This is a genomic window from Reyranella sp., assembly GCF_965279465.1.
Lineage (GTDB): Bacteria > Pseudomonadota > Alphaproteobacteria > Reyranellales > Reyranellaceae > Reyranella.
The window spans coordinates 3,196,375-3,214,487 of record NZ_OZ257242.1 but is presented as its reverse complement, the minus strand read 5'-3'; the positions used below and the strand labels follow the sequence as shown (position 1 = coordinate 3,214,487).

General features: G+C 63.6%; 15 protein-coding genes. 7 read left to right on the top strand and 8 right to left on the bottom strand.

Going from position 1 to position 18,113, the window contains the following annotated elements; translation table 11 throughout:
- Window positions 1-200: 200 nt before the first annotated feature.
- The gene (locus ACQY8M_RS15705) at window positions 201-2,588 is read left to right on the top strand and encodes a beta strand repeat-containing protein (RefSeq protein ID WP_428673791.1); all 2,388 of its coding nucleotides are present in this window, start codon (window positions 201-203) and stop codon (window positions 2,586-2,588) included.
- 758 nt (window positions 2,589-3,346) lie between these two features.
- Window positions 3,347-3,667 carry a hypothetical protein gene (locus ACQY8M_RS15700; protein WP_428673789.1) on the top strand — a complete coding sequence of 107 codons (321 nt, stop codon included), beginning with the start codon at window positions 3,347-3,349 and terminating at the stop codon, window positions 3,665-3,667.
- 298 nt (window positions 3,668-3,965) lie between these two features.
- On the opposite strand, the gene ACQY8M_RS15695 is transcribed toward ACQY8M_RS15700, so the two are convergent.
- The 3 genes from ACQY8M_RS15695 to ACQY8M_RS15685 are packed head-to-tail and all read right to left on the bottom strand — an operon-like array spanning window position 3,966 to window position 4,970.
- The gene (locus ACQY8M_RS15695; protein WP_428673787.1) at window positions 3,966-4,349 is read right to left on the bottom strand and encodes a hypothetical protein; all 384 of its coding nucleotides are present in this window, start codon (window positions 4,347-4,349) and stop codon (window positions 3,966-3,968) included.
- A 37-nt stretch (window positions 4,350-4,386) separates the two neighbouring features.
- Window positions 4,387-4,677, bottom strand: coding sequence for a hypothetical protein (locus ACQY8M_RS15690; protein ID WP_428673785.1), 291 nt, complete (start codon window positions 4,675-4,677; stop codon window positions 4,387-4,389).
- Complete coding sequence (locus ACQY8M_RS15685; protein ID WP_428673783.1) at window positions 4,674-4,970, bottom strand: hypothetical protein; 297 nt, start codon at window positions 4,968-4,970, stop codon at window positions 4,674-4,676. The genes ACQY8M_RS15690 and ACQY8M_RS15685 overlap by 4 nt, the downstream gene beginning before the upstream one ends.
- A 360-nt stretch (window positions 4,971-5,330) precedes the next feature.
- On the opposite strand from ACQY8M_RS15685, the gene ACQY8M_RS15680 reads away from it, so the two are divergent.
- On the top strand, window positions 5,331-8,024 hold the full coding sequence (locus ACQY8M_RS15680) for a TrlF family AAA-like ATPase (RefSeq protein WP_428673781.1): 2,694 nt from the start codon (window positions 5,331-5,333) through the stop codon (window positions 8,022-8,024).
- A 391-nt stretch (window positions 8,025-8,415) separates the two neighbouring features.
- Here the strand turns inward: ACQY8M_RS15680 and ACQY8M_RS15675 are convergent, their stop codons facing one another.
- Window positions 8,416-9,306 (bottom strand): LysR family transcriptional regulator, encoded by an 891-nt coding sequence (locus ACQY8M_RS15675; RefSeq protein ID WP_428673779.1) that lies wholly within the window; start codon window positions 9,304-9,306, stop codon window positions 8,416-8,418.
- A gap of 26 nt (window positions 9,307-9,332) precedes the next feature.
- Window positions 9,333-10,304, bottom strand: a complete 972-nt coding sequence (gene trxB / locus ACQY8M_RS15670; RefSeq protein WP_428673777.1) for a thioredoxin-disulfide reductase — start codon at window positions 10,302-10,304, stop codon at window positions 9,333-9,335.
- Window positions 10,305-10,479: 175 nt separating this feature from the next.
- Between trxB and ACQY8M_RS15665 the strand changes: the two genes are divergently transcribed.
- The 3 genes from ACQY8M_RS15665 to ACQY8M_RS15655 all read left to right on the top strand — a co-directional run bounded on the left by ACQY8M_RS15665 (window position 10,480) and on the right by ACQY8M_RS15655 (window position 12,023).
- Window positions 10,480-10,956, top strand: a complete 477-nt coding sequence (locus ACQY8M_RS15665; protein ID WP_428673775.1) for an Lrp/AsnC family transcriptional regulator — start codon at window positions 10,480-10,482, stop codon at window positions 10,954-10,956.
- A gap of 18 nt (window positions 10,957-10,974) precedes the next feature.
- Complete coding sequence (locus tag ACQY8M_RS15660) at window positions 10,975-11,361, top strand: nuclear transport factor 2 family protein (protein ID WP_428673773.1); 387 nt, start codon at window positions 10,975-10,977, stop codon at window positions 11,359-11,361.
- 86 nt (window positions 11,362-11,447) lie between these two features.
- Window positions 11,448-12,023 (top strand): inner membrane-spanning protein YciB, encoded by a 576-nt coding sequence (locus ACQY8M_RS15655; RefSeq protein WP_428673771.1) that lies wholly within the window; start codon window positions 11,448-11,450, stop codon window positions 12,021-12,023.
- Between the two features lie 350 nt (window positions 12,024-12,373).
- Here the strand turns inward: ACQY8M_RS15655 and greA are convergent, their stop codons facing one another.
- The 3 genes from greA to carA all read right to left on the bottom strand — a co-directional run bounded on the left by greA (window position 12,374) and on the right by carA (window position 17,464).
- Window positions 12,374-12,847, bottom strand: a complete 474-nt coding sequence (greA, locus tag ACQY8M_RS15650) for a transcription elongation factor GreA (protein ID WP_428673769.1) — start codon at window positions 12,845-12,847, stop codon at window positions 12,374-12,376.
- Between the two features lie 93 nt (window positions 12,848-12,940).
- Window positions 12,941-16,186, bottom strand: coding sequence for a carbamoyl-phosphate synthase large subunit (gene carB, locus ACQY8M_RS15645; RefSeq protein WP_428673767.1), 3,246 nt, complete (start codon window positions 16,184-16,186; stop codon window positions 12,941-12,943).
- Between the two features lie 93 nt (window positions 16,187-16,279).
- Window positions 16,280-17,464 (bottom strand): glutamine-hydrolyzing carbamoyl-phosphate synthase small subunit, encoded by a 1,185-nt coding sequence (gene carA, locus ACQY8M_RS15640; protein ID WP_428673765.1) that lies wholly within the window; start codon window positions 17,462-17,464, stop codon window positions 16,280-16,282.
- 183 nt (window positions 17,465-17,647) lie between these two features.
- Between carA and ACQY8M_RS15635 the strand changes: the two genes are divergently transcribed.
- Window positions 17,648-18,106 carry a GatB/YqeY domain-containing protein gene (locus tag ACQY8M_RS15635; RefSeq protein ID WP_428673763.1) on the top strand — a complete coding sequence of 153 codons (459 nt, stop codon included), beginning with the start codon at window positions 17,648-17,650 and terminating at the stop codon, window positions 18,104-18,106.
- The last annotated feature ends 7 nt before the right edge of the window (window positions 18,107-18,113 follow it).

The window sequence follows — 18,113 nt, the reverse complement described above, 5'->3', positions numbered from 1 at the left end:
GAGCGCCACTTTAGCGAATTCACATTCGCCTCTAGCGGCGCACTCCCGGCAGACTCCACTTTTGCACGGTTGTTCCTGATCGCGGGTTCGCTAGATTGAATTTTAATCTCCAATCTCGCTTCAGTGTGAAAGGACGACGACATGGCCGTTAAGGCGACGTTTTCTCCCACCAACTTCGGCGCGGGCGCGGGAGGGAAGCAATGGCAACGATAACGGGCAGCGCGGGCAAGGAGTTCATCCACCGGCTCGGCGACGGGAAGGTTGCACCGGTGGGATATGCGGACGTGACGGGGGTCACGACCGGCGATGACGTGATCAGCGGGCTCGGCGACGATGACATCATCTTTGCCGACTCCGGCAACGATCTGATCGACGGCGGGGCCGGCGCGGACACCATGACGGGCGGCGCGGGCAATGACACCTACGTGGTGGACAGTGCCGGCGACACGGCCGTCGAGGCCTCAGGCAGCGGGACGGACCTGGTGCAGAGCTCGGTCACGTACAGCCTGGCCGGCCAGTATGCCGAGAACCTCACCCTGACCGGCAGCGGGAACATCAACGCCACCGGCAACTCTTTGCTCAATATCCTTACCGGTAACTCGGGCAACAATGTCCTGAACGGCGGGAGCGGCGCGGACACGATGGCGGGCGGCGCGGGCGACGACACCTACGTGGCGAACAGCGCCGGCGACATAGTGGTGGAAGCGGCTGGGGGCGGAACGGACCTGGTGCAGAGCTTGGCGAGCTACACGTTGGGAGCAGAGGTCGAGAACCTGACCCTGACTGGAAGCGCCAACGTCAACGGCACCGGCAACGCGCTGGCCAACAGCATCGCAGGCAATTCGGGCAACAACGCGCTGGATGGCGCGGTCGGTGCCGACTCGATGACGGGCGGCGCGGGCAACGACACCTACGTGGTGGACAATGCCGGCGACACGGTGGTGGAGGCCTCAGGCGGTGGGGCGGACCTGGTCCAGAGTTCTGTCAGCTTCAGCCTGGCCGGTCAGTTCATCGAGAACCTGACCCTGACCGGCAGCGGGAACACCAACGCCACCGGCAACGGCCAAGCCAACGCGTTGACCGGCAATTCGGGCAACAACGTGCTGGACGGCGGGACCGGCGCGGACACGATGTCGGGCGGGGCGGGCAACGACACCTACTACGTCAACGGCAGCACCGACCGCGTGATCGAGACGGCCGGCGAGGGGATCGACCAAGTGTTCAGCTCGCGCAGCTACAACCTGGCCGGCCAGCATATCGAGAACCTGGCCCTGCTGGGCAGCGGGAACACCAACGCCGCCGGCAACACGTTGGCCAACATCCTCATCGGCAATTCGGGCAAAAACGTGCTGAACGGCGAGGCCGGCGCGGACACGATGGCAGGCGGCACGGGTAACGACACCTACTTGGTGGACAATGCCGGCGACGTGGTGATGGAGGCCACGGGCGGCGGGACGGATGACCTAGTACAGAGCTCGGTCACCTACAGCCTTGCCGGCCAGTTCGCCGAGAAACTGACCTTGACAGGGAGCGCGGACATCAACGGCACGGGCAACTCGCTGGCCAACAACATCACCGGCAACTCGGGCAACAACGTGCTGGATGGCGGGGCTGGCGTGGATTATCTGGTGGGCGGTGCAGGCAACGACACGTTGACCGGCGGCGAGGGTGGCGACGCCCTCACCGGCGGAGCCGGCGTGGACACGCTTTCCGGCGGTGCTGGCAACGACGATATACGCACCGGCGTCGATGGAATCCTTGTTGGCGAGACCTACGACGGCGGCGACGGCGGCGATACCTTGGATGGAAGCGCGGCCGCATCTGCGGCGACGTTTGCTGGCGCGACCATCATCAACATGGAGGGCCTGTACGGCTTCTTCAATGGACTGACGCTGACGGCGGCGCAGCTCGCTTCGTTCGCCAGCATCAGTACAGGCGAAATCACGCTATCGAGCGCCGGCGCAGTCGATCTGTCCGAAGCCACCGTCTATACGCAGGCCTTCAACCTGTCGGACGGGGGCAACAGCCTCACCTTGAACAACGACCGAGCGCTCAACTTCACGGTGAATGGCGGCGCTGGTGCCGACACGGTGACGATCCTGAATTCGAGGTTTGCCTACGCTGGTGCCCAGCTTTACGGCAACGGTGGCAACGATACGCTGACCGGCGCCGATGGCAGCGACACCCTGACAGGTGGCACCGGAGCGGATACGCTGACAGGCGGAGGCTTCGGCGATACCTATGTCTACCAGAGCGCTGCCGAATCAACCGGCTTGAACTACGACACCGTGGTCGGCTTCCAGGCCGCCATCGACTTCTTCGACGTCGTGACGGGCGTGTCCGATGTGGACACGCCAATCACCACCGGCACCCTCAGCACGGCGACGTTCGACACGAACCTCGCCGCGGCGATGAGCGGCCTGCAGGCCAACCACGCGGTGCTCTTCACCGCGAATGCCGGCACACTTTCCGGTGTGACGTTCCTTGTCGTCGACCAGAACAGCACCACAGGCTACCAATCAGGCGGGGATCTGGTGATGCGGGTCAACGGCCTGTCGGGCGCGCTCAGCACGGCGAATTTCGTCTAGGCGCCCATATTCTCACCTGCCCTTTGTGGCGCTCTTCTCAGACTATGAGCGCCATTCCGCCGAACAGCGGCATCAAGCGCGTGTTTCTCTGATGCGGTCGCTGCGGTTGGGAAATCCACGACGTGCGGCAGGATCAACCGCCCTGGACCGAATACCCGATCGACCACGCTAGCGAGCGCTACCGATGCCTTGGCTGCGGCGGCTTGGTGAGTGGCCAGTGGCGGCGGGGGTGGGACAACGCCGTGGACGGAAGGATATAGGTCGAAGTAGAAGCCGCCCGACCGGGCGCGGGGTCGTCTAGGAGGGTTCGCTTACCCTAGTGGTGCCGTCGGGAGCGCTGGCGTCGATTGAATGCGAGGCGCCACCGACGAAATAGCGGCATCGATAAGAGGGCAGCCACGCAGACGCCAGACGCCGCCGAGGAGATCAGCATTACCCATTCCAAGGTGCTTTCCCACTCGGGATCGAGGAATACGCCAAGCATGGTTGAATGGTAGGCGGTACTGCGCCTTCAGCCCAAATGCGGACTACCCACGCCAGCGATCAACTTCCCGTCATGGCCTGGATACGAGACGCAAAGCGCGCAAACGCCGATGGGCGGGTGCTAACGGCGCCGTGTCTTTGCATCCGAAATGCTTTGCTGCGTCGCGCCGAGCTCAACGCCTGCCGCGCCCCTCAGTTGCATACCGTTTTTCTCGCCACCTTTACCGAGGCGGACCGTTTGAGTGCCACTCGGATCAACAACAGAGGAGCCAATCATGAATCGCCCATTTGTGATCGCTACCATCGCCGCCGTGGCTGCCACGATCGCGATGCCGACGCTCGTCACGCCGGCGAATGCACAGGTTGATGTCTACATCGGCACACCTCAGCCGCAGCCCCAACCGCCGCGCGGTGGCGCATGGGGCGACCGTGACCGGGACGGCATTCCGAACGCCTACGATGCGCGCAACAACAATAGGCAACAGGCTTGGGGTGACCGCGACCATGACGGCTTGCCGAACCGTTACGACAGGGACAAGGACGGTGACGGCGTGCCCAACCAGTGGGACCGGAGGCCCGGCAACCCCTACCGGTAACTCCATCGGCTGATCTTGCGAGATCCCTGCGCGGCGCGAGCCGCGCAGCCTTCGCGTCGTCGCAAATGCGTCTGGCCTGCTCAATCACGTCATCGCCCAAGAACGTCCGCATCAAGCGCAGATTGCGGTTGCACGCGGTCCTCTCGGCCCGCTCCAACTGTCGCAACGGCGTTTCTTTTGCGTCCATGGGGCACCCATTCACGAGGGTATGCGGGAATAACCGTTCTAGCGGCGTTAGGCTCCCTCCAGCCGTCGCCAACCACCGAAATCTCCCGCTAAGCGCCTCCGTCCGTCTTCCTCAGTACAGCGTACGGCCTGTGGGAACGTTCAGCTTGAGACCGAGAGCGCCTATCTCGGGCTCGATATCCGCAAAAAACTTCCCGACGTGCCGTGCGATGAGACGTTTGAGATCGACGGTAAGTTCGTCGTCGCCGGTCACGGTAAGCCCGACCTTGTTGTCGAATAGAACCCAAACGACCGGGAAGCGCGGCGCAGCTTCAAGCCCGATGATTGAAACCAAGCCGTACGCGTGAGCTCCCATCTGGCGGGCGAACCGACCGGGCATATTGTCTGCTTCGGGTTGGCCAAGGCTAATCGCAAGGGTTCCGGATTTACCGCCGAAGCTGAAATCATACTTGCGATGCAAGATCGCGCCTTCCCGGATATCGGCCTTCGCGCTCATCGGACTCTCAGTCCCGGCAGCGTCGGAGAGATTGTATTCACTGCTGCTTCTCCCTCACTAGCGCCCAGCCTGGCCCCGCCAAGGTAACACTATGCGGCCGGACTGCCTCGCGCCTGTCGGCCGCGGTGTGCTGCGACTGATCGTGCATCACTAGCCCCTCGCGGGCGCAGTCGTCGGCGAGCTCGACGGCGTCGTCACCCGGCATGCCGAGCCGATCGGCGACGGTTTGGATCGACACCCACCAATTCGGGCGGTCGCGGGTTTCCGTCGCCAACGCAGCGCAGAACCGGCGGGCGCGGTCGGCCGCCAGCTTGCGCGGGCGCTTCACGACCGGACCCGCCGATAGTACAGCCGGGTCGTCTCGATCAACCATCGCGCCATGGCGCCTCGAGGCCAAGCGCCGTCGACCGGCTGGAAATCGTGGCGGATATCGGGACCCCCGGCCGGATCATGGAGGCCGACCGAGATATGCGCCGGCGGCGCGTTGACGATCCAGCAGTTGATTTCAGCGTCTTGCAGCCAGAGCACCACCGATTCCAAATCTTCGGCATCCGGCGCGATGGACGCGCGCCGATACTGGCCGACCGGCCAGTCGCCGGGCAGCCTCAATTGCAGTTCCATTGGACCCCTCCACGAACTGCCGGATTCAATGCAGGAACGGCGCGAGCGTTGCGCAAATCGCGCTTGATATGGGCGCGGCGGTCGACCCGCACGAGTTTCCGGCCTGACATGGGGACCGGCTATGGTTGCCGACCCGTCTGCTGACGTGCGCCGTCAAAGCGCTATCGGTGTCTGGCGTCCGGTGGGCAAGTGCGGGCGACCTTCACGGCCGAATGTCGCAATCATAGGGGCGCCCTATCCGGCAACGGCGGTGTACCCGCACGTCTGGCGGTGTACACGCACCACTGAAGTAAGCAATTTGGTTGCCACCGCTGGGCGAGGATTTTAACCTGGCTACTCGTTCCAAAGCGCTCAAGTGAGATGAGAGACGAAATCGCTGCGAAGCCTAGTGGCGCACGCTTTTTTCGCGCCGACCTCCATATACACAGCCATCCGGCGAGCCACGACGTCACGGATGCCACGTGCACGCCGGAAGCCATCGTCACGACCGCGAAACGCGGAGGCCTCGATTTCATCGCCGTAGCCGACCACAACGAGATCGACGGGTCCCTTCGCGCGGTGGCCGCCGGCGCAACGGCCCGATTCCTCGTGATCCCTGCCGTGGAACTGTCCACCCTGCAGGGCCATCTGCTTTGCTACCTACCGACCACAAGCGCCCTTCAGGCCTTCTACGGTCGCCTCACTATCCTCGATAAAGGTAAGGACACCTGCCACTGCACGCAGAGCATGACCGACTGTCTAAACTTGCTGGCCGAGCAGCAGGGCTTCGGCGTGTTGGCGCACGTCGATCTCCCCAAGGGTTTCGAGACGAATAGCCCGACCTCTACTCCCTTCAAGATCTCGGTCATCACGCACCCAGCCCTCCTTGGTATCGAGCTCTCAGCTGCCGGTGTCGAGATCTCCTACGCCGACAGCGACCCAGACGCAGCGCGCCGCATCCTCGGCAAGAACCGCCTTGAGCGCCTTGGCAGCGGCAGCCACCTCCTCGCGCGCATCCTCAACTCCGATTCCCATACGCTCGACCGCGTCGGCCGCAACGCAGCGTCCCAAACCAAAGTAACGCGGTTCAAGATGAACGCTCTGTCTTTCGAGGGATTCCGTGTTGCAATGATGGAGTGCGACGCGCGTGTCCGCATCGAGGAACACATCCCCTTCACCGTGCCCCAAGTCGTAGGGGCACGGCTCACGGGTGGCTTTCTGGACGCCCAGACGTTGCACTTCTCGAGCAACCTCAACTGCATCATCGGCGGCCGGGGCACCGGGAAATCCACCCTCTTTCACGTCATCCGCTGTCTATGCGCCTACCCCGGCACGCCCGGGGGCATGCTCGACACGGACGTATGGCCTGACGAGGTTGACCTACTTGTAAAGGACGCGGCTGAGCAGTTCCACGGCATCAGCCGCGTCAAATTCGGCGAGTTGCTCAACGCAGACGACATGCTCAACAGCCCCGTGCCGTTCCCCATCGAGTGTTACGCCCAGGGGGAAACCCACGACATTGCCCGTCGCGCCAAGGAGGACCCCTCAGCACTCCTTCAGTATCTCGACCGTTTCGTAGAGGTAGGGGACGACATTGACGAAGAGCAGAAGCTTTGCGCGCAGCTCACCACGCTACACACCAAGATCGCTGACCTCGACGTCAGAATCGCACGCATCCCCGGCCTCCAGACGGAACTGAAGGCCACCCAGGACAAAATAAAGGCCATAGACGACAACAAGGGCAAGCAGGTCATCGTCATCCATCAGACGCTGGCTCAGGAGAAGATGGTCCGGGAATCCATCGTGCGCCTTGCGATCGAGATCAGCTCGTCTACAGACCGACAGGACCTACGCGAAAGCCTCGGGTCCATCAGGGCTGCAGCAGACATAAAAGCCCTCAAGGTGGGCGGAACCGAGTTCGGCGCCATAACTATGCTCGCCGATACATTCGAAAAGTCCCTCTCCGACACCGACGGCACGCTCAAGAAGAGCGCCGACGCCCTCAAAAAGGGCGTAGAGGAGGCGCTGGCCGAATGGAGCAAGAAGGCCAACGCGATCGCGGGCACCATCGCCAGCCAGGTCAAGCAGCTCACCGACAAGGGCATCAAGGTCAACACGGCATTCTTCCAACAGGTCACCAACCGGGAAGCCCAGATCGGTAAGCAGTTGAAGGAACTGAACGCCCTCAAGGCCGTCCGGCTGAAGACGGCCAAGGAGTATCAGGAGACGCTCGCAAACCGCTGGGCGTGCCGGTCTCGTATTGCCACCAAGCGAGTTGCCTTCGCAAAGATCGCAAGCGACGCGCTCAAGGGTGCGCTTACCGACCTGAACGTGTCCCTGAAGTACGACAGTAGCTCCCATTCGCCGGAGGGCGAGCGGACTATCATTCAGGCGATGGATTGGCGGACCAATCAGCAGGTTCGCGCCAGAGCGCTTACGGCTGACCTCACCATCCAGGAGCTGCTCAAGACGGTCGCAGCGAAGAGTGTGGCCCCGCTGCTTGCGCTCAAGAACCACGATGGGAAGGCCATCTTCAGTCGTCAGGAGGCCAGTAACGTTATAGCACGCCTTGCCGAGCCGCCGATCCGGTCTGAGCTGGAGACCTGCGAGATCGTCGACCTGCCACGGCTCACGGTGACCCGGACGGTCGCGCACGATGGCGGGCAGCGTCGCCTGGTCAAGGACTTCACTACTCTATCCTTCGGCCAGCAGCAGTCGGTCCTGCTTGCCCTGATGCTTTCCTCCAAAGCGACCATCCCGCTTGTCATCGACCAGCCCGAAGATGACCTTGACGGGGAGTTCATCTACGGCAGCATTGTTCCGGCGCTTCGTCTTGCGAAGGAGCGGCGTCAGATCATCGCCGTGACCCACAATGCCAATATCGCCATCCTAGGTGATGCGGAACAGATCATCGTCCTGAAGAGCACCGCGGAACGAGCTACCGTTCACGCTACCGGGTCCATTGACGATCCAACGACCCGCGATGCCGCGTGCAACATCCTTGAGGGGCATCGAGACGCCCTAAAGCGCCGCGCATCGATATACGGTTTCGTTATCAAGGAACGCAGCGCATGACGCCGTCTCTGTCTGGTGCTGATCGCGAGAGGGGCGGGAAAGCAAATAGCTCCACCCGTAACTTGCGTCCACAGCGTGTCCATTGGTTAACGCAAAGGCGTCTGGCGTTTGCACGTGCTCGCCTGCGGATGAGCCAACCCATTGATCAATCTACATAAAAAGACGGCCGGACCCAAAGGTCCGGCCGAGTCAAACAGGGAGGCTTCACGTCTGGGAGACGTGGGATCATGAGGATCCCGAGTTTCGAACGCGATCGGCAGAACCTTTCGTTTCGAAAACCTGAAGACAAACTACGCCGTCGAATGGAAATTGTGAGCGCCGTTGTTTTGGACACTGGCATGCGAGGTGCGCATGCCTTTCGTTTCACCTGCAATACACATTCTCGGGTCGGCTAAAAGCGTGTCTCGGCCACCTTGCGTAGCAGGAAGTCGCGGAATACCGCGATTCGCTTGGAATGACGCAATTCCTCGGGGTAGGTGAAGTAGACATCCGTCGTGCGGACGTTGAGTTCCGGGAGCAGCATCTCGAGCTTGGTCGATTCGCGCGCGAGATAGTCCGGCAGCGAGGCAATTCCCAGCCCAGACTCCACGGCGCGGAAGATGCCGTAGGTGTTGTTGACCCGCAGCACCACGAGCCGCGGATTCTGGTCGAGGTTGCCCTCGCGCAACAGCCAGTTCACGTCCTGGACGGGCGCCCGGGCATCTTCGCCAAAGATGATCATGCGATGCTGGTCGAGTTCCTCGGCGGTCTGCGGCTTGCCGTATTTCTGCACATACGTATGCGACGCATAGACATGGCTGCGCACTGTCAGCAGGTGGCGCTGCACCAGGCCGGGCTGCCGCGGCATCACCATGCGGATCGCGACGTCGGCCTCGCGCATGCCGAGATCGAGCTCGTTGTCCGACAGCACCAGGCTGACGTCGATATCGGGATAGGTGGTGATGAACTCGTGCATCTGCGCCGTCAGCCACGTCGAGCCGAAGCCGACGGTGGCATGGATCTTCAGCCGACCCGCCGGCTTGTCCTGATTGGCGCGCAGCAGCGCCTCGGCGGTGTTGACCTTGGCCGCCATGTCGCGCGCGGTGCGATAGAGCAGTTCGCCCTGCTCGGTCAGGATCAGCCCACGAGCATGGCGGTGGAACAGCATGACGCCGAGCTGCTCCTCGAGCGCGCCGATCTGGCGCGAGATCGCCGACTGGCTGAGCTTCAGGCCCTCGCCAGCATGCGTGAAACTGCCCGCATCCGCCACTGCCTGGAAGATGCGCAGCTTGTCCCAATCCATCAACGTTGCCTCCCGCGCCGCCGCCGTTATTCCGCGGCGTGCGCCAATCTCGATTCCTGCCCTGCCAACCACTTCTCGGCTTCCAGCGCCGCCATGCAGCCGGTGCCGGCCGCTGTCACGGCCTGGCGGAAGATCTTGTCCTGCACGTCACCCGCCGCGTAGACGCCTTCGATATCGGTCGCCGTCGAATCGGGCCGAGTCAGCAGGTAGCCCTCGCTGTCCATGGCGAGCTTGCCCTTGAACAGCTCGGTATTGGGCGAATGGCCGATGGCGATGAACACGCCGTCAGTCGGCAAGGTGCCCTCCGCACCGGTCTTGACGTTGCGCAGCCGCACCGCCTTCACGAGCGGCGCCGGCGCCGTCTCGCCCATGATCTCCTCGAGCACGGTGTCCCACAGGACAGTGACCTTGGGGTTCTTGAACAGCCGGTCCTGCAGGATCTTCTCGGCGCGGAAGCTGTCGCGCCGGTGAATCAACGTCACCTTCGATGCATGGTGTGTAAGGTAGAGTGCCTCTTCCACAGCAGTATTGCCCCCGCCGACCACGACCACTTCACGATTGCGGAAGAAGAAGCCGTCGCAGGTCGCGCAGGCCGAAACCCCGCCGCCTCGGAACGTTTCCTCCGTGGGGAGGCCGAGCCACCGGGCCGTTGCCCCGGTCGAAATGATCAATGCGTCCGACTCATAGCGATCGCCGGAATCGCCGATGCAGACGAAGGGGCGTCGGCTGACGTCGACCTCGACGATGGTGTCGAAGAAGAGCTGGGTGCCGACATGCTCGGCCTGCGCCTGCATCTGCTCCATGAGCCACGGACCCTGGATCACGTCCGCGAAACCCGGATAGTTCTCGACATCCGTGGTGATGGTGAGCTGCCCGCCGGGCTGGATGCCCTGCACCAGCATGGGCTTGAGGCTCGCGCGCGCCGCATAGATGGCGGCCGTGTAGCCGGCCGGGCCCGATCCGAGGATCAGAATCTTACTGTGATGAGTTGCTGCCATGACCTACTCGCATCCCGTCCTCCGCATGACGCTGACATATATGCAAACCTCAGCCAGGATGCACGGGGCTTTACGGGACACGAGCAATTGTCCTCAGTAATTTCGGGGATTCCAGCAACTTTATTGCGCGCGCGGCACGGTTCTGGCATAGACGCCCGCCAATGGAGGGAACCTGATGGCTCGGGCAAAGCTCGATCGTATTGACCGACGTATTCTCAGTGACCTGCAGGCCAACGGCCGCATGACCAACGTGGAACTGGCCGAACGGGCCGGCATCTCGGCACCTCCCTGCCTGCGCCGGGTGCGCGCGCTGGAGCGCGCCGGCATCATCAGGGGCTACCACGCCGATCTCAGCCCCGAACAATTGGGCTACAGCGTCTCCGTGTTCGCCCTCGTCGGGCTGAACAGCCAGGCAGAGGCCGACCTGAAGTCGTTCGAGGAGCTGGTCTCGGGCTGGAACGAGATTCGCGAATGCCACATGCTGGCAGGCGAGGCCGACTTCCTGCTCAAGATCGTGGCCGAGACGTGGGACGAGTACCAGAAGTTCCTGACCACGCGACTGACGTCCGCGCCCAACGTCAGCCACGTGAAATCGATGATGGTGTTTCGCAACGCCAAGCAGCTGCCGGGCGTGCCGATTTACATAGATTGACAGACGGGGAGTACGACGATGGACGGCTTGACCGGTGTCGATGTTACCCTGGAGCGACTGCACGAGATCGCTGACGCCTTTGCACGCCGCGACGTCGACGGCATCGTGAATTCGTTCGCCGAGGACGGCGAGTTCCGCAACGCCAGGGGCCCCGACTTCTGGGGCCAGAGCTACAAGGGCAAGGCGGCGATCCGCTCCTACTTCTCGCCGCTGTTCGCCTCGACGGGCGATGTCGCCTGGAAGCACACCAGCGAATTCATCTGCGGCAACAGGGCGGTGACCGAATGGCACCGCACGGCGACGCTCGCGACCGGCGAGAAGCAGTCGTGGCTCGGCTGTGACCTCTACACCTTCCGCCGCGGGCTGATCGTCATGAAGGACACCTACATCAAGGTAGTGCTGTAGATTTTGATCTGCCGGAAACGGCGTCTGGTGATAGCCTAGGATCAATTCACGGCGTTACCCTTTAACCGGCATCGACGGAGGATCGCATGAAGAACCTGATCCAGGCGGGGCGCGTGCTGGCGTCCGACCTCGCCTCGACGATCCTGTTCCTCGTGATCTACCTCGCCACCGACAATCTCTATGTCTCCGTCGGCCTCGGCATGGCGCTGGGCGTGGCGCAGATCGGCTGGGCGCTCTATCGCCGCCAACCGATCGGCAGCCTGCAGCTCCTGAGCGTGGTGCTGATCCTGATCTCCGGCACGGCGACGTTCTTCACCCACGACCCGACGTTCGTGATGCTCAAGCCAAGCGCCATCTACTGCATCGTCGGCGTGGTGATGCTGAAGCGCGGCTGGATGAACCGCTACCTGCCGGAGCGTGCCGCACCGGTAGCCGACGTCGGCACCGCCTTCGGCTATGCCTGGGCCGGGCTGATGTTTGCCTCCGCTGCGCTCAATATCGGGCTCGCCCTGTCGCTCGACGCCAAGACCTGGGCCGCGGTGATGTCGGCGTGGGGCATCTTCAGCAAGATCGGACTGTTCCTGGTCCAGTACGCCGTGATGACCGCCGTCGGAAAGCGCCGCGCCGCGGCAGCTGGCACGACGGGAATGGCGACAACGTAGTCTTATCGACCCTTGAAGGTCATGCGTGTGGTCTCCGTCCGGCGTTTTGACGGTAGAAATCGTGCAGCTTGGCTCGCAACAGGCTCTTGTCGGGGAGCTGGGTCCGGTATTCGGCAATCAGGGTCGGCGAGAGCGCGGCGGCATGGTGGCGCGAGACGGCTGGCGTGTGGCGGAGAACGCACGGCGCGCTCGAACAGCGCCCCTCAAGCTGCCGTTCCAGCTCCCGGCTGCGCCAGAACTCCCGCTCATCGAGCCGCGTGCACTGGCCGAAAATGATCCGATGATGCGTCCACGGAAATTGTCGCCGCAGTGCGACGACTAATTCGCGCGCACAGCTCTCCTGTGCGCTCCTACTTGAACTGGACGGTGACGACTTCGTAGGAGCGCGCGCCGCTCGGGGTCTGGACCTCGACGGTGTCACCGACGGTCTTGCCGATCAGGGCGCGGCCGATCGGCGAGGTGACCGAGATGCGCCGCTTGGTGAGGTCCGCCTCATAGGGACCGACGATCTGGTATTTCACCTTCTCGTCCGTGTCCTCGTCGGCCAGCTGCACGGTGGCGCCGAATTTCACGACGGTGCCCGTCAGCTTGAAATAGTCGATCACCTCGGCACGCGAGATGATGTCCTCGACCTCGATGACCCGGCCTTCAATGAAGCCCTGCTTCTCGCGCGCAGACGTGTATTCGGCGTTCTCCGAGAGATCGCCATGCTCGCGCGCCGCGGCGATCGCCTTGATGATCGCCGGCCGCTCCACGCTCTTCAAAATCTTCAACTCGTCCTCGAGGCTCTTCAGCCCCTCGGCCGTCATCGGCACCTTTTCCATGGCGGCAATCGTCCCCAATCAATCGAGCGGCGTCAACGCCCAAGCGCAGATCATGGTTGCCGCGCCTAACTTAATTCCCCGCAGCGGGCGAGGCTAAAAGGTGCTCTTGAAATAGGACTGAAGAGGCGCCACGTCGAGCGCCCCGGCCCTCACGGCGGCGATCCCTTCGACCGAGGCCTTGGCGCCCGCGACGGTGGTATAATAGGCAATCTTGTTCATCAGCGCCGTCCGCCGAAGCGTGAAGCTGTCGGTCAGCGCCGACGCCCCGTCGACGGTATTGAAGACGAGCTGGATCTTGCCGTCCTTCATCAGGTCGACGATGTGCGGCCGGCCCTCCAGCACCTTGTTCACCCGCTGCGAGACGATGCCGTGCCTGGCGAGGAAATCGGCCGTGCCGCTGGTCGCCACGACCTTAAAGCCGAACTCGACCAGCCGCTTGACCGGCTTCACCAGCGCCACCTTGTCCTGGTCCTTGACCGAGACGAAGACCTGCCCGCCGACCGGCACCTTGCTGCCCGCCCCGAGCTGGCTCTTGGCGAAGGCGCGGCCAAAATCCAGGTCCAGCCCCATCACCTCGCCGGTGGAACGCATCTCGGGTCCGAGGATCACGTCGACGCCGGGGAAGCGCGCAAACGGGAACACCGCCTCCTTGACCGCGATGTGCTTGCCCCTGTTCTTCTTGATGGCGAGGCTCTTCAGCGACTCGCCGGCCATCAGGCGGGCGGCGAACTTGGCGATCGGCTGGCCCGTCGCCTTGGCGACAAACGGCACCGTGCGGCTCGCGCGCGGGTTGACCTCGAGCACGTAGACGTCGCCGTCCTTCACCGCGTACTGCACGTTCATAAGCCCGACGACCTGCAGTGCCCTGGCCATCGCCTCGGTCTGGCGCTCGATCTCGACGATGATCTTGTGCGGCAACGAATAGGGCGGCAGCGAGCAGGCGGAATCGCCGGAATGGATTCCGGCTTCCTCGATATGCTCCATGATGCCGGCGACGAAGACGTTCTGGTCCTTGTCGGCCAGCGCGTCGACATCGACCTCGATCGCGTCGCGCAGGTAGGAATCGATCAGCACCGGATTGGCGCCCGAGACCTTGACCGCGTCGCGCATGTAGCGCTGCAGCGCGTCGAGGTCGTAGACGATCTGCATGGCGCGGCCGCCCAGCACATACGACGGCCGGATGACGACGGGATAGCCGATCTTCTCGGCGATCTTGATCGCTTCTGCCTCGGAGGTCGCGGTGCCGTTCTCCGGCTGGCGCAAGGCGAGCTTGCGGATGAGCTTCTGGAAGCGCTCGCGGTCCTCCGCGAGATCGATCGCGTCGGGCGAAGTACCGAGGATCGGGATGCCCGCCGCCTCGAGCGGCTTGGCGAGCTTCAGCGGCGTCTGGCCGCCGAACTGCACGATCAGACCCAGCAGCTCGCCGGAACGGCGCTCGACCTCGACCAGCTCGATCACGTCCTCGGCCGTCAACGGCTCGAAATAGAGGCGGTCGGCAGTGTCGTAGTCGGTCGACACGGTCTCGGGGTTGCAGTTGACCATGATGGTCTCGTAGCCGGCCTCGCGCAGGGCGTAGACGGCATGGACGCAGCAATAGTCGAACTCGATGCCCTGGCCGATGCGGTTCGGCCCGCCGCCCAGAATGATGATCTTCTTCCTGTCGGTCGGCTCGGCCTCGCACTGCGCCGGACGATGGCCGTCGCCCTCGTAACAGGAATAGAGATAGGGCGTGTGCGATTCGAACTCGGCGGCACAGGTGTCGATGCGCTTGTAGACCGGCCGCACGCCCGCCGCGCGGCGGCGCTTGGCGACCTCGGCCGACGACAAGTTGGCGAGCTCGCCCAGCCGGTCGTCCGAGAAGCCCTTCTTCTTGAGCTCGAGCAGCGCCTTGGCGCCCTTGGGCAGGCCGTCCTTGCGCAGCACCGCCTCGATCTCGACGAGCTGCTCGATCTGGCGCAGGAACCACGGCTCGTACTTGGAGGCGTGCGCGATCTCTTCGACCGACAGGCCGTGCCGGAAGGCCTGCGCGATCACCAGGATACGGTCGGGCGTCGGCCGCGACAGCGCGCCGACGATCGCCGACTTGTCGGGCGCGCCCTTGATCTCGATCTCGTTGAGCCCGGTCAGGCCCGTCTCCATCGAGCGCAGCGCCTTCTGCAGCGATTCCTGGAAGGTCCGGCCGATCGACATCGCCTCGCCCACGCTCTTCATCGAGGTGGTGAGCAACGCTTCGGCGCCGGGGAACTTCTCGAAGGCGAAGCGCGGCATCTTGGTGACGACATAGTCGATCGTCGGCTCGAAGGCGGCCGGCGTGTTGCCAGTGATGTCGTTCAGAAGCTCGTCGAGCGTGTAGCCGACCGCCAGGCGCGCGGCGACCTTGGCGATCGGAAAGCCCGTCGCCTTGGAGGCCAACGCCGAGGACCGCGAGACGCGCGGGTTCATCTCGATCACCACCATGCGGCCGGTCGCCGGATCGATGGCGAACTGCACGTTCGAGCCGCCGGTATCGACCCCGATCTCGCGCAGGCACGCGATCGAGGCGTTGCGCATGATCTGGTATTCCTTGTCGGTGAGCGTCAGCGCCGGCGCTACAGTGACCGAATCGCCGGTGTGGATGCCCATCGGGTCGACGTTCTCGATCGAGCAGATGATGATGCAGTTGTCGTGGCGGTCGCGCACGACCTCCATCTCGTACTCTTTCCAGCCGAGCACGGACTCCTCGACCAGCACTTCCGTCGTCGGCGAGGCCTCGAGGCCGCCCTGCACGATCTCGAAGAACTCGTCGCGATTGTAGGCGATGCCGCCGCCCGTGCCGCCCAGGGTGAAGGATGGACGGATGATTGCCGGCAGGCCGACGAACTCGAGCGCCTTGGCTGCCTCTTCGCGATTGTGGACAACCTGGCTCTTGGGCGATTCGAGCCCGATCCTGGTCATGGCGTCGCGGAACAGAAGACGGTCCTCGGCCTTGTCGATCGCCTCGGCGTTGGCGCCGATCAGCTCGACGCCGAGCTTCTCCAGCCGTCCGTCGCGATGCAGCGCCATCGCCGTGTTGAGCGCGGTCTGCCCACCCATCGTCGGCAGGATGGCGTCGGGCTTCTCCTTCTCGATGATCCGGGCGACCATGTCGGGCGTGATCGGCTCGATGTAGGTCGCGTCGACCAACCCCGGATCGGTCATGATCGTGGCCGGGTTGGAATTGATCAGGATGACCCGGTAGCCCTCGTCCTTCAGCGCCTTGCATGCCTGCACGCCCGAATAGTCGAACTCGCAGGCCTGGCCGATGACGATCGGCCCGGCGCCGATCACGAGGATGGATTTGATGTCTGTGCGCTTGGGCATGGTCTTATTCTTCCGGACCGCGAGCCTCTGGCTCGCTCATGATCATGAGGCGAGCCAGAGGCTCGCGGTCCATATGAGCTTGAAATGACCGCATCACTTGCCCTTGCTCCTGTCGATCATCTCGACGAAGCGGTCGAAAAGGTAGTGGCTGTCGGTCGGGCCGGGCGAGGCCTCGGGATGGTACTGCACCGAGAAGGCCGGCTTGTCGGTGCAGCGGATGCCTTCGTTGCTGCCGTCGAACAGCGAGGTGTGCGTCACCTCGACGGTCGCGGGCAGCGAGTCCTCGATCACGCAGAAGCCGTGGTTCTGAGAGGTGATCTCGACCTTGCCGGTGGTCAGGTCCTTGACCGGCTGGTTGGCGCCGCGATGGCCGAGCTTCATCTTCTGCGTCTTGCCGCCCAGCGTCAGCGCAAGGAGCTGATGGCCGAGGCAGATGCCGAAGATCGGCACCTTACTGTCGAGCACGCCCTGGATGGCGGGCACGGTGTAGCCCACCGTCGCGGCCGGATCGCCCGGGCCGTTCGACAGGAACACGCCGTCCGGCTTGTGACGCAGGATGTCCTCGGCCGTCGCCGTTGCCGGCACGACCGTGACCTTGCAGCCGGCGTTTGCGAGGCAGCGCAGGATGTTGCGCTTGGCACCGTAATCGACCGCCACGACATGGTAGCGTGGCTTGTCGAGCTTGCCGTAGCCCTTGCCGAGGGCCCAGGTCGTTTCGTTCCACTGGTAGCTTTGCTTGGTCGTCACCTCGATGGCGAGGTCCATGCCGTCGAGGCCGGGCCAGTCGCGCGCCGTTTTGGTGAGCGCCGGAATGTCGAACTTGCCGTCCGGGGCATGGATCACGACACCGTTGGGCGCCCCGCCGTCGCGCACGCGCCGTGTGATTTCGCGCGTATCGACGCCGCAGATGCCGGGCAGGTTGTGGCCCTTCAGCCAGTCGTCGAGCGGCTTGGCGTTGCGCCAGTTGGCGGGCTCCGTGATGTCGCCGCGCAGCACCACGCCGCGCGCGGCGGGGTTGATGCTCTCGATGTCCTCGAGGTTGGTGCCGACGTTGCCGACATGCGGGAAGGTGAAGGTGATGATCTGGCCGGCATAGGACGGGTCGGTGATGATCTCCTGGTAGCCGGTCATCGAGGTATTGAAGCAGACCTCGCCGACCGCCTGTCGAGCAGCGCCGACACCCTTCCCCCAGAATACGGCGCCATCGCCCAATACGAGCGCGGCCGTGGCCCAACGCGGCGCGGCGGTCTCGGCGCCGGCGGTCTTTGGTGAGGTCATGATGCTTTCCGTTTTATCGGCCCGCAGACGGTCAGCCCGAGCCGCGCGGGTTGTAACCGCGCCGTCGCACAGGGTCAAGGCGCGGCTGGACGGCAATTCCTAAGCCTTTTCAATAACTTATTTGCTTTGCCAACAGATCGGGAGACGATTAGTTTCCGCTTCTTCCGCTATTGGGATGCAATCATGCTGCGCGACAAGCTGAACGAGGCGATGAAGGATGCCATGCGCGCCCGTGACACGGCCGCACTCGGCACCATCCGGATGATCCTGGCCAAGCTCAAGGAGATCGACATCGCCTCCCGCACCGAGGCCAGCCGCGAGGGCGTGGCCGACGACAGGATCCTGTCGATGATGCAGGGCATGATCAAGCAGCGGAACGAATCGATCGCGCTCTACGAGAAGGGCAACCGCGCCGACCTCGCCGACAAGGAGAAGGCCGAGATCGCCGTGATTGAGCGCTTCCTGCCGCAGCAGATGGACGAGGCCGCCGTCCAGGCCGCGGTCAGCGACGCCATCAAGACGGCCGGCGCCACCTCGATCAAGGACATGGGCGGCGTGATGGCAGCGCTTAAGGCCAAATTTGCAGGCCAGATGGACTTCGCCAAGGCTTCCACGGTCGTGAAGAAGACGCTGGCCGGATAGCGCGGCG

Bases quoted from the DNA above. Each gene is read 5' to 3' on its own strand.
- ACQY8M_RS15705 (WP_428673791.1), top strand. From the start codon at position 201: ATGGCAACGATAACGGGCAGCGCGGGCAAGGAGTTCATCCACCGGCTC.
- ACQY8M_RS15700 (WP_428673789.1), top strand. From the start codon at position 3,347: ATGAATCGCCCATTTGTGATCGCTACCATCGCCGCCGTGGCTGCCACG.
- ACQY8M_RS15695 (WP_428673787.1), bottom strand. From the start codon at position 4,349: ATGAGCGCGAAGGCCGATATCCGGGAAGGCGCGATCTTGCATCGCAAG.
- ACQY8M_RS15685 (WP_428673783.1), bottom strand. From the start codon at position 4,970: ATGGAACTGCAATTGAGGCTGCCCGGCGACTGGCCGGTCGGCCAGTAT.
- ACQY8M_RS15680 (WP_428673781.1), top strand. From the start codon at position 5,331: ATGAGAGACGAAATCGCTGCGAAGCCTAGTGGCGCACGCTTTTTTCGC.
- ACQY8M_RS15675 (WP_428673779.1), bottom strand. From the start codon at position 9,306: ATGGATTGGGACAAGCTGCGCATCTTCCAGGCAGTGGCGGATGCGGGC.
- trxB (WP_428673777.1), bottom strand. From the start codon at position 10,304: ATGGCAGCAACTCATCACAGTAAGATTCTGATCCTCGGATCGGGCCCG.
- ACQY8M_RS15665 (WP_428673775.1), top strand. From the start codon at position 10,480: ATGGCTCGGGCAAAGCTCGATCGTATTGACCGACGTATTCTCAGTGAC.
- ACQY8M_RS15660 (WP_428673773.1), top strand. From the start codon at position 10,975: ATGGACGGCTTGACCGGTGTCGATGTTACCCTGGAGCGACTGCACGAG.
- ACQY8M_RS15655 (WP_428673771.1), top strand. From the start codon at position 11,448: ATGAAGAACCTGATCCAGGCGGGGCGCGTGCTGGCGTCCGACCTCGCC.
- greA (WP_428673769.1), bottom strand. From the start codon at position 12,847: ATGGAAAAGGTGCCGATGACGGCCGAGGGGCTGAAGAGCCTCGAGGAC.
- carB (WP_428673767.1), bottom strand. From the start codon at position 16,186: ATGCCCAAGCGCACAGACATCAAATCCATCCTCGTGATCGGCGCCGGG.
- carA (WP_428673765.1), bottom strand. From the start codon at position 17,464: ATGACCTCACCAAAGACCGCCGGCGCCGAGACCGCCGCGCCGCGTTGG.
- ACQY8M_RS15635 (WP_428673763.1), top strand. From the start codon at position 17,648: ATGCTGCGCGACAAGCTGAACGAGGCGATGAAGGATGCCATGCGCGCC.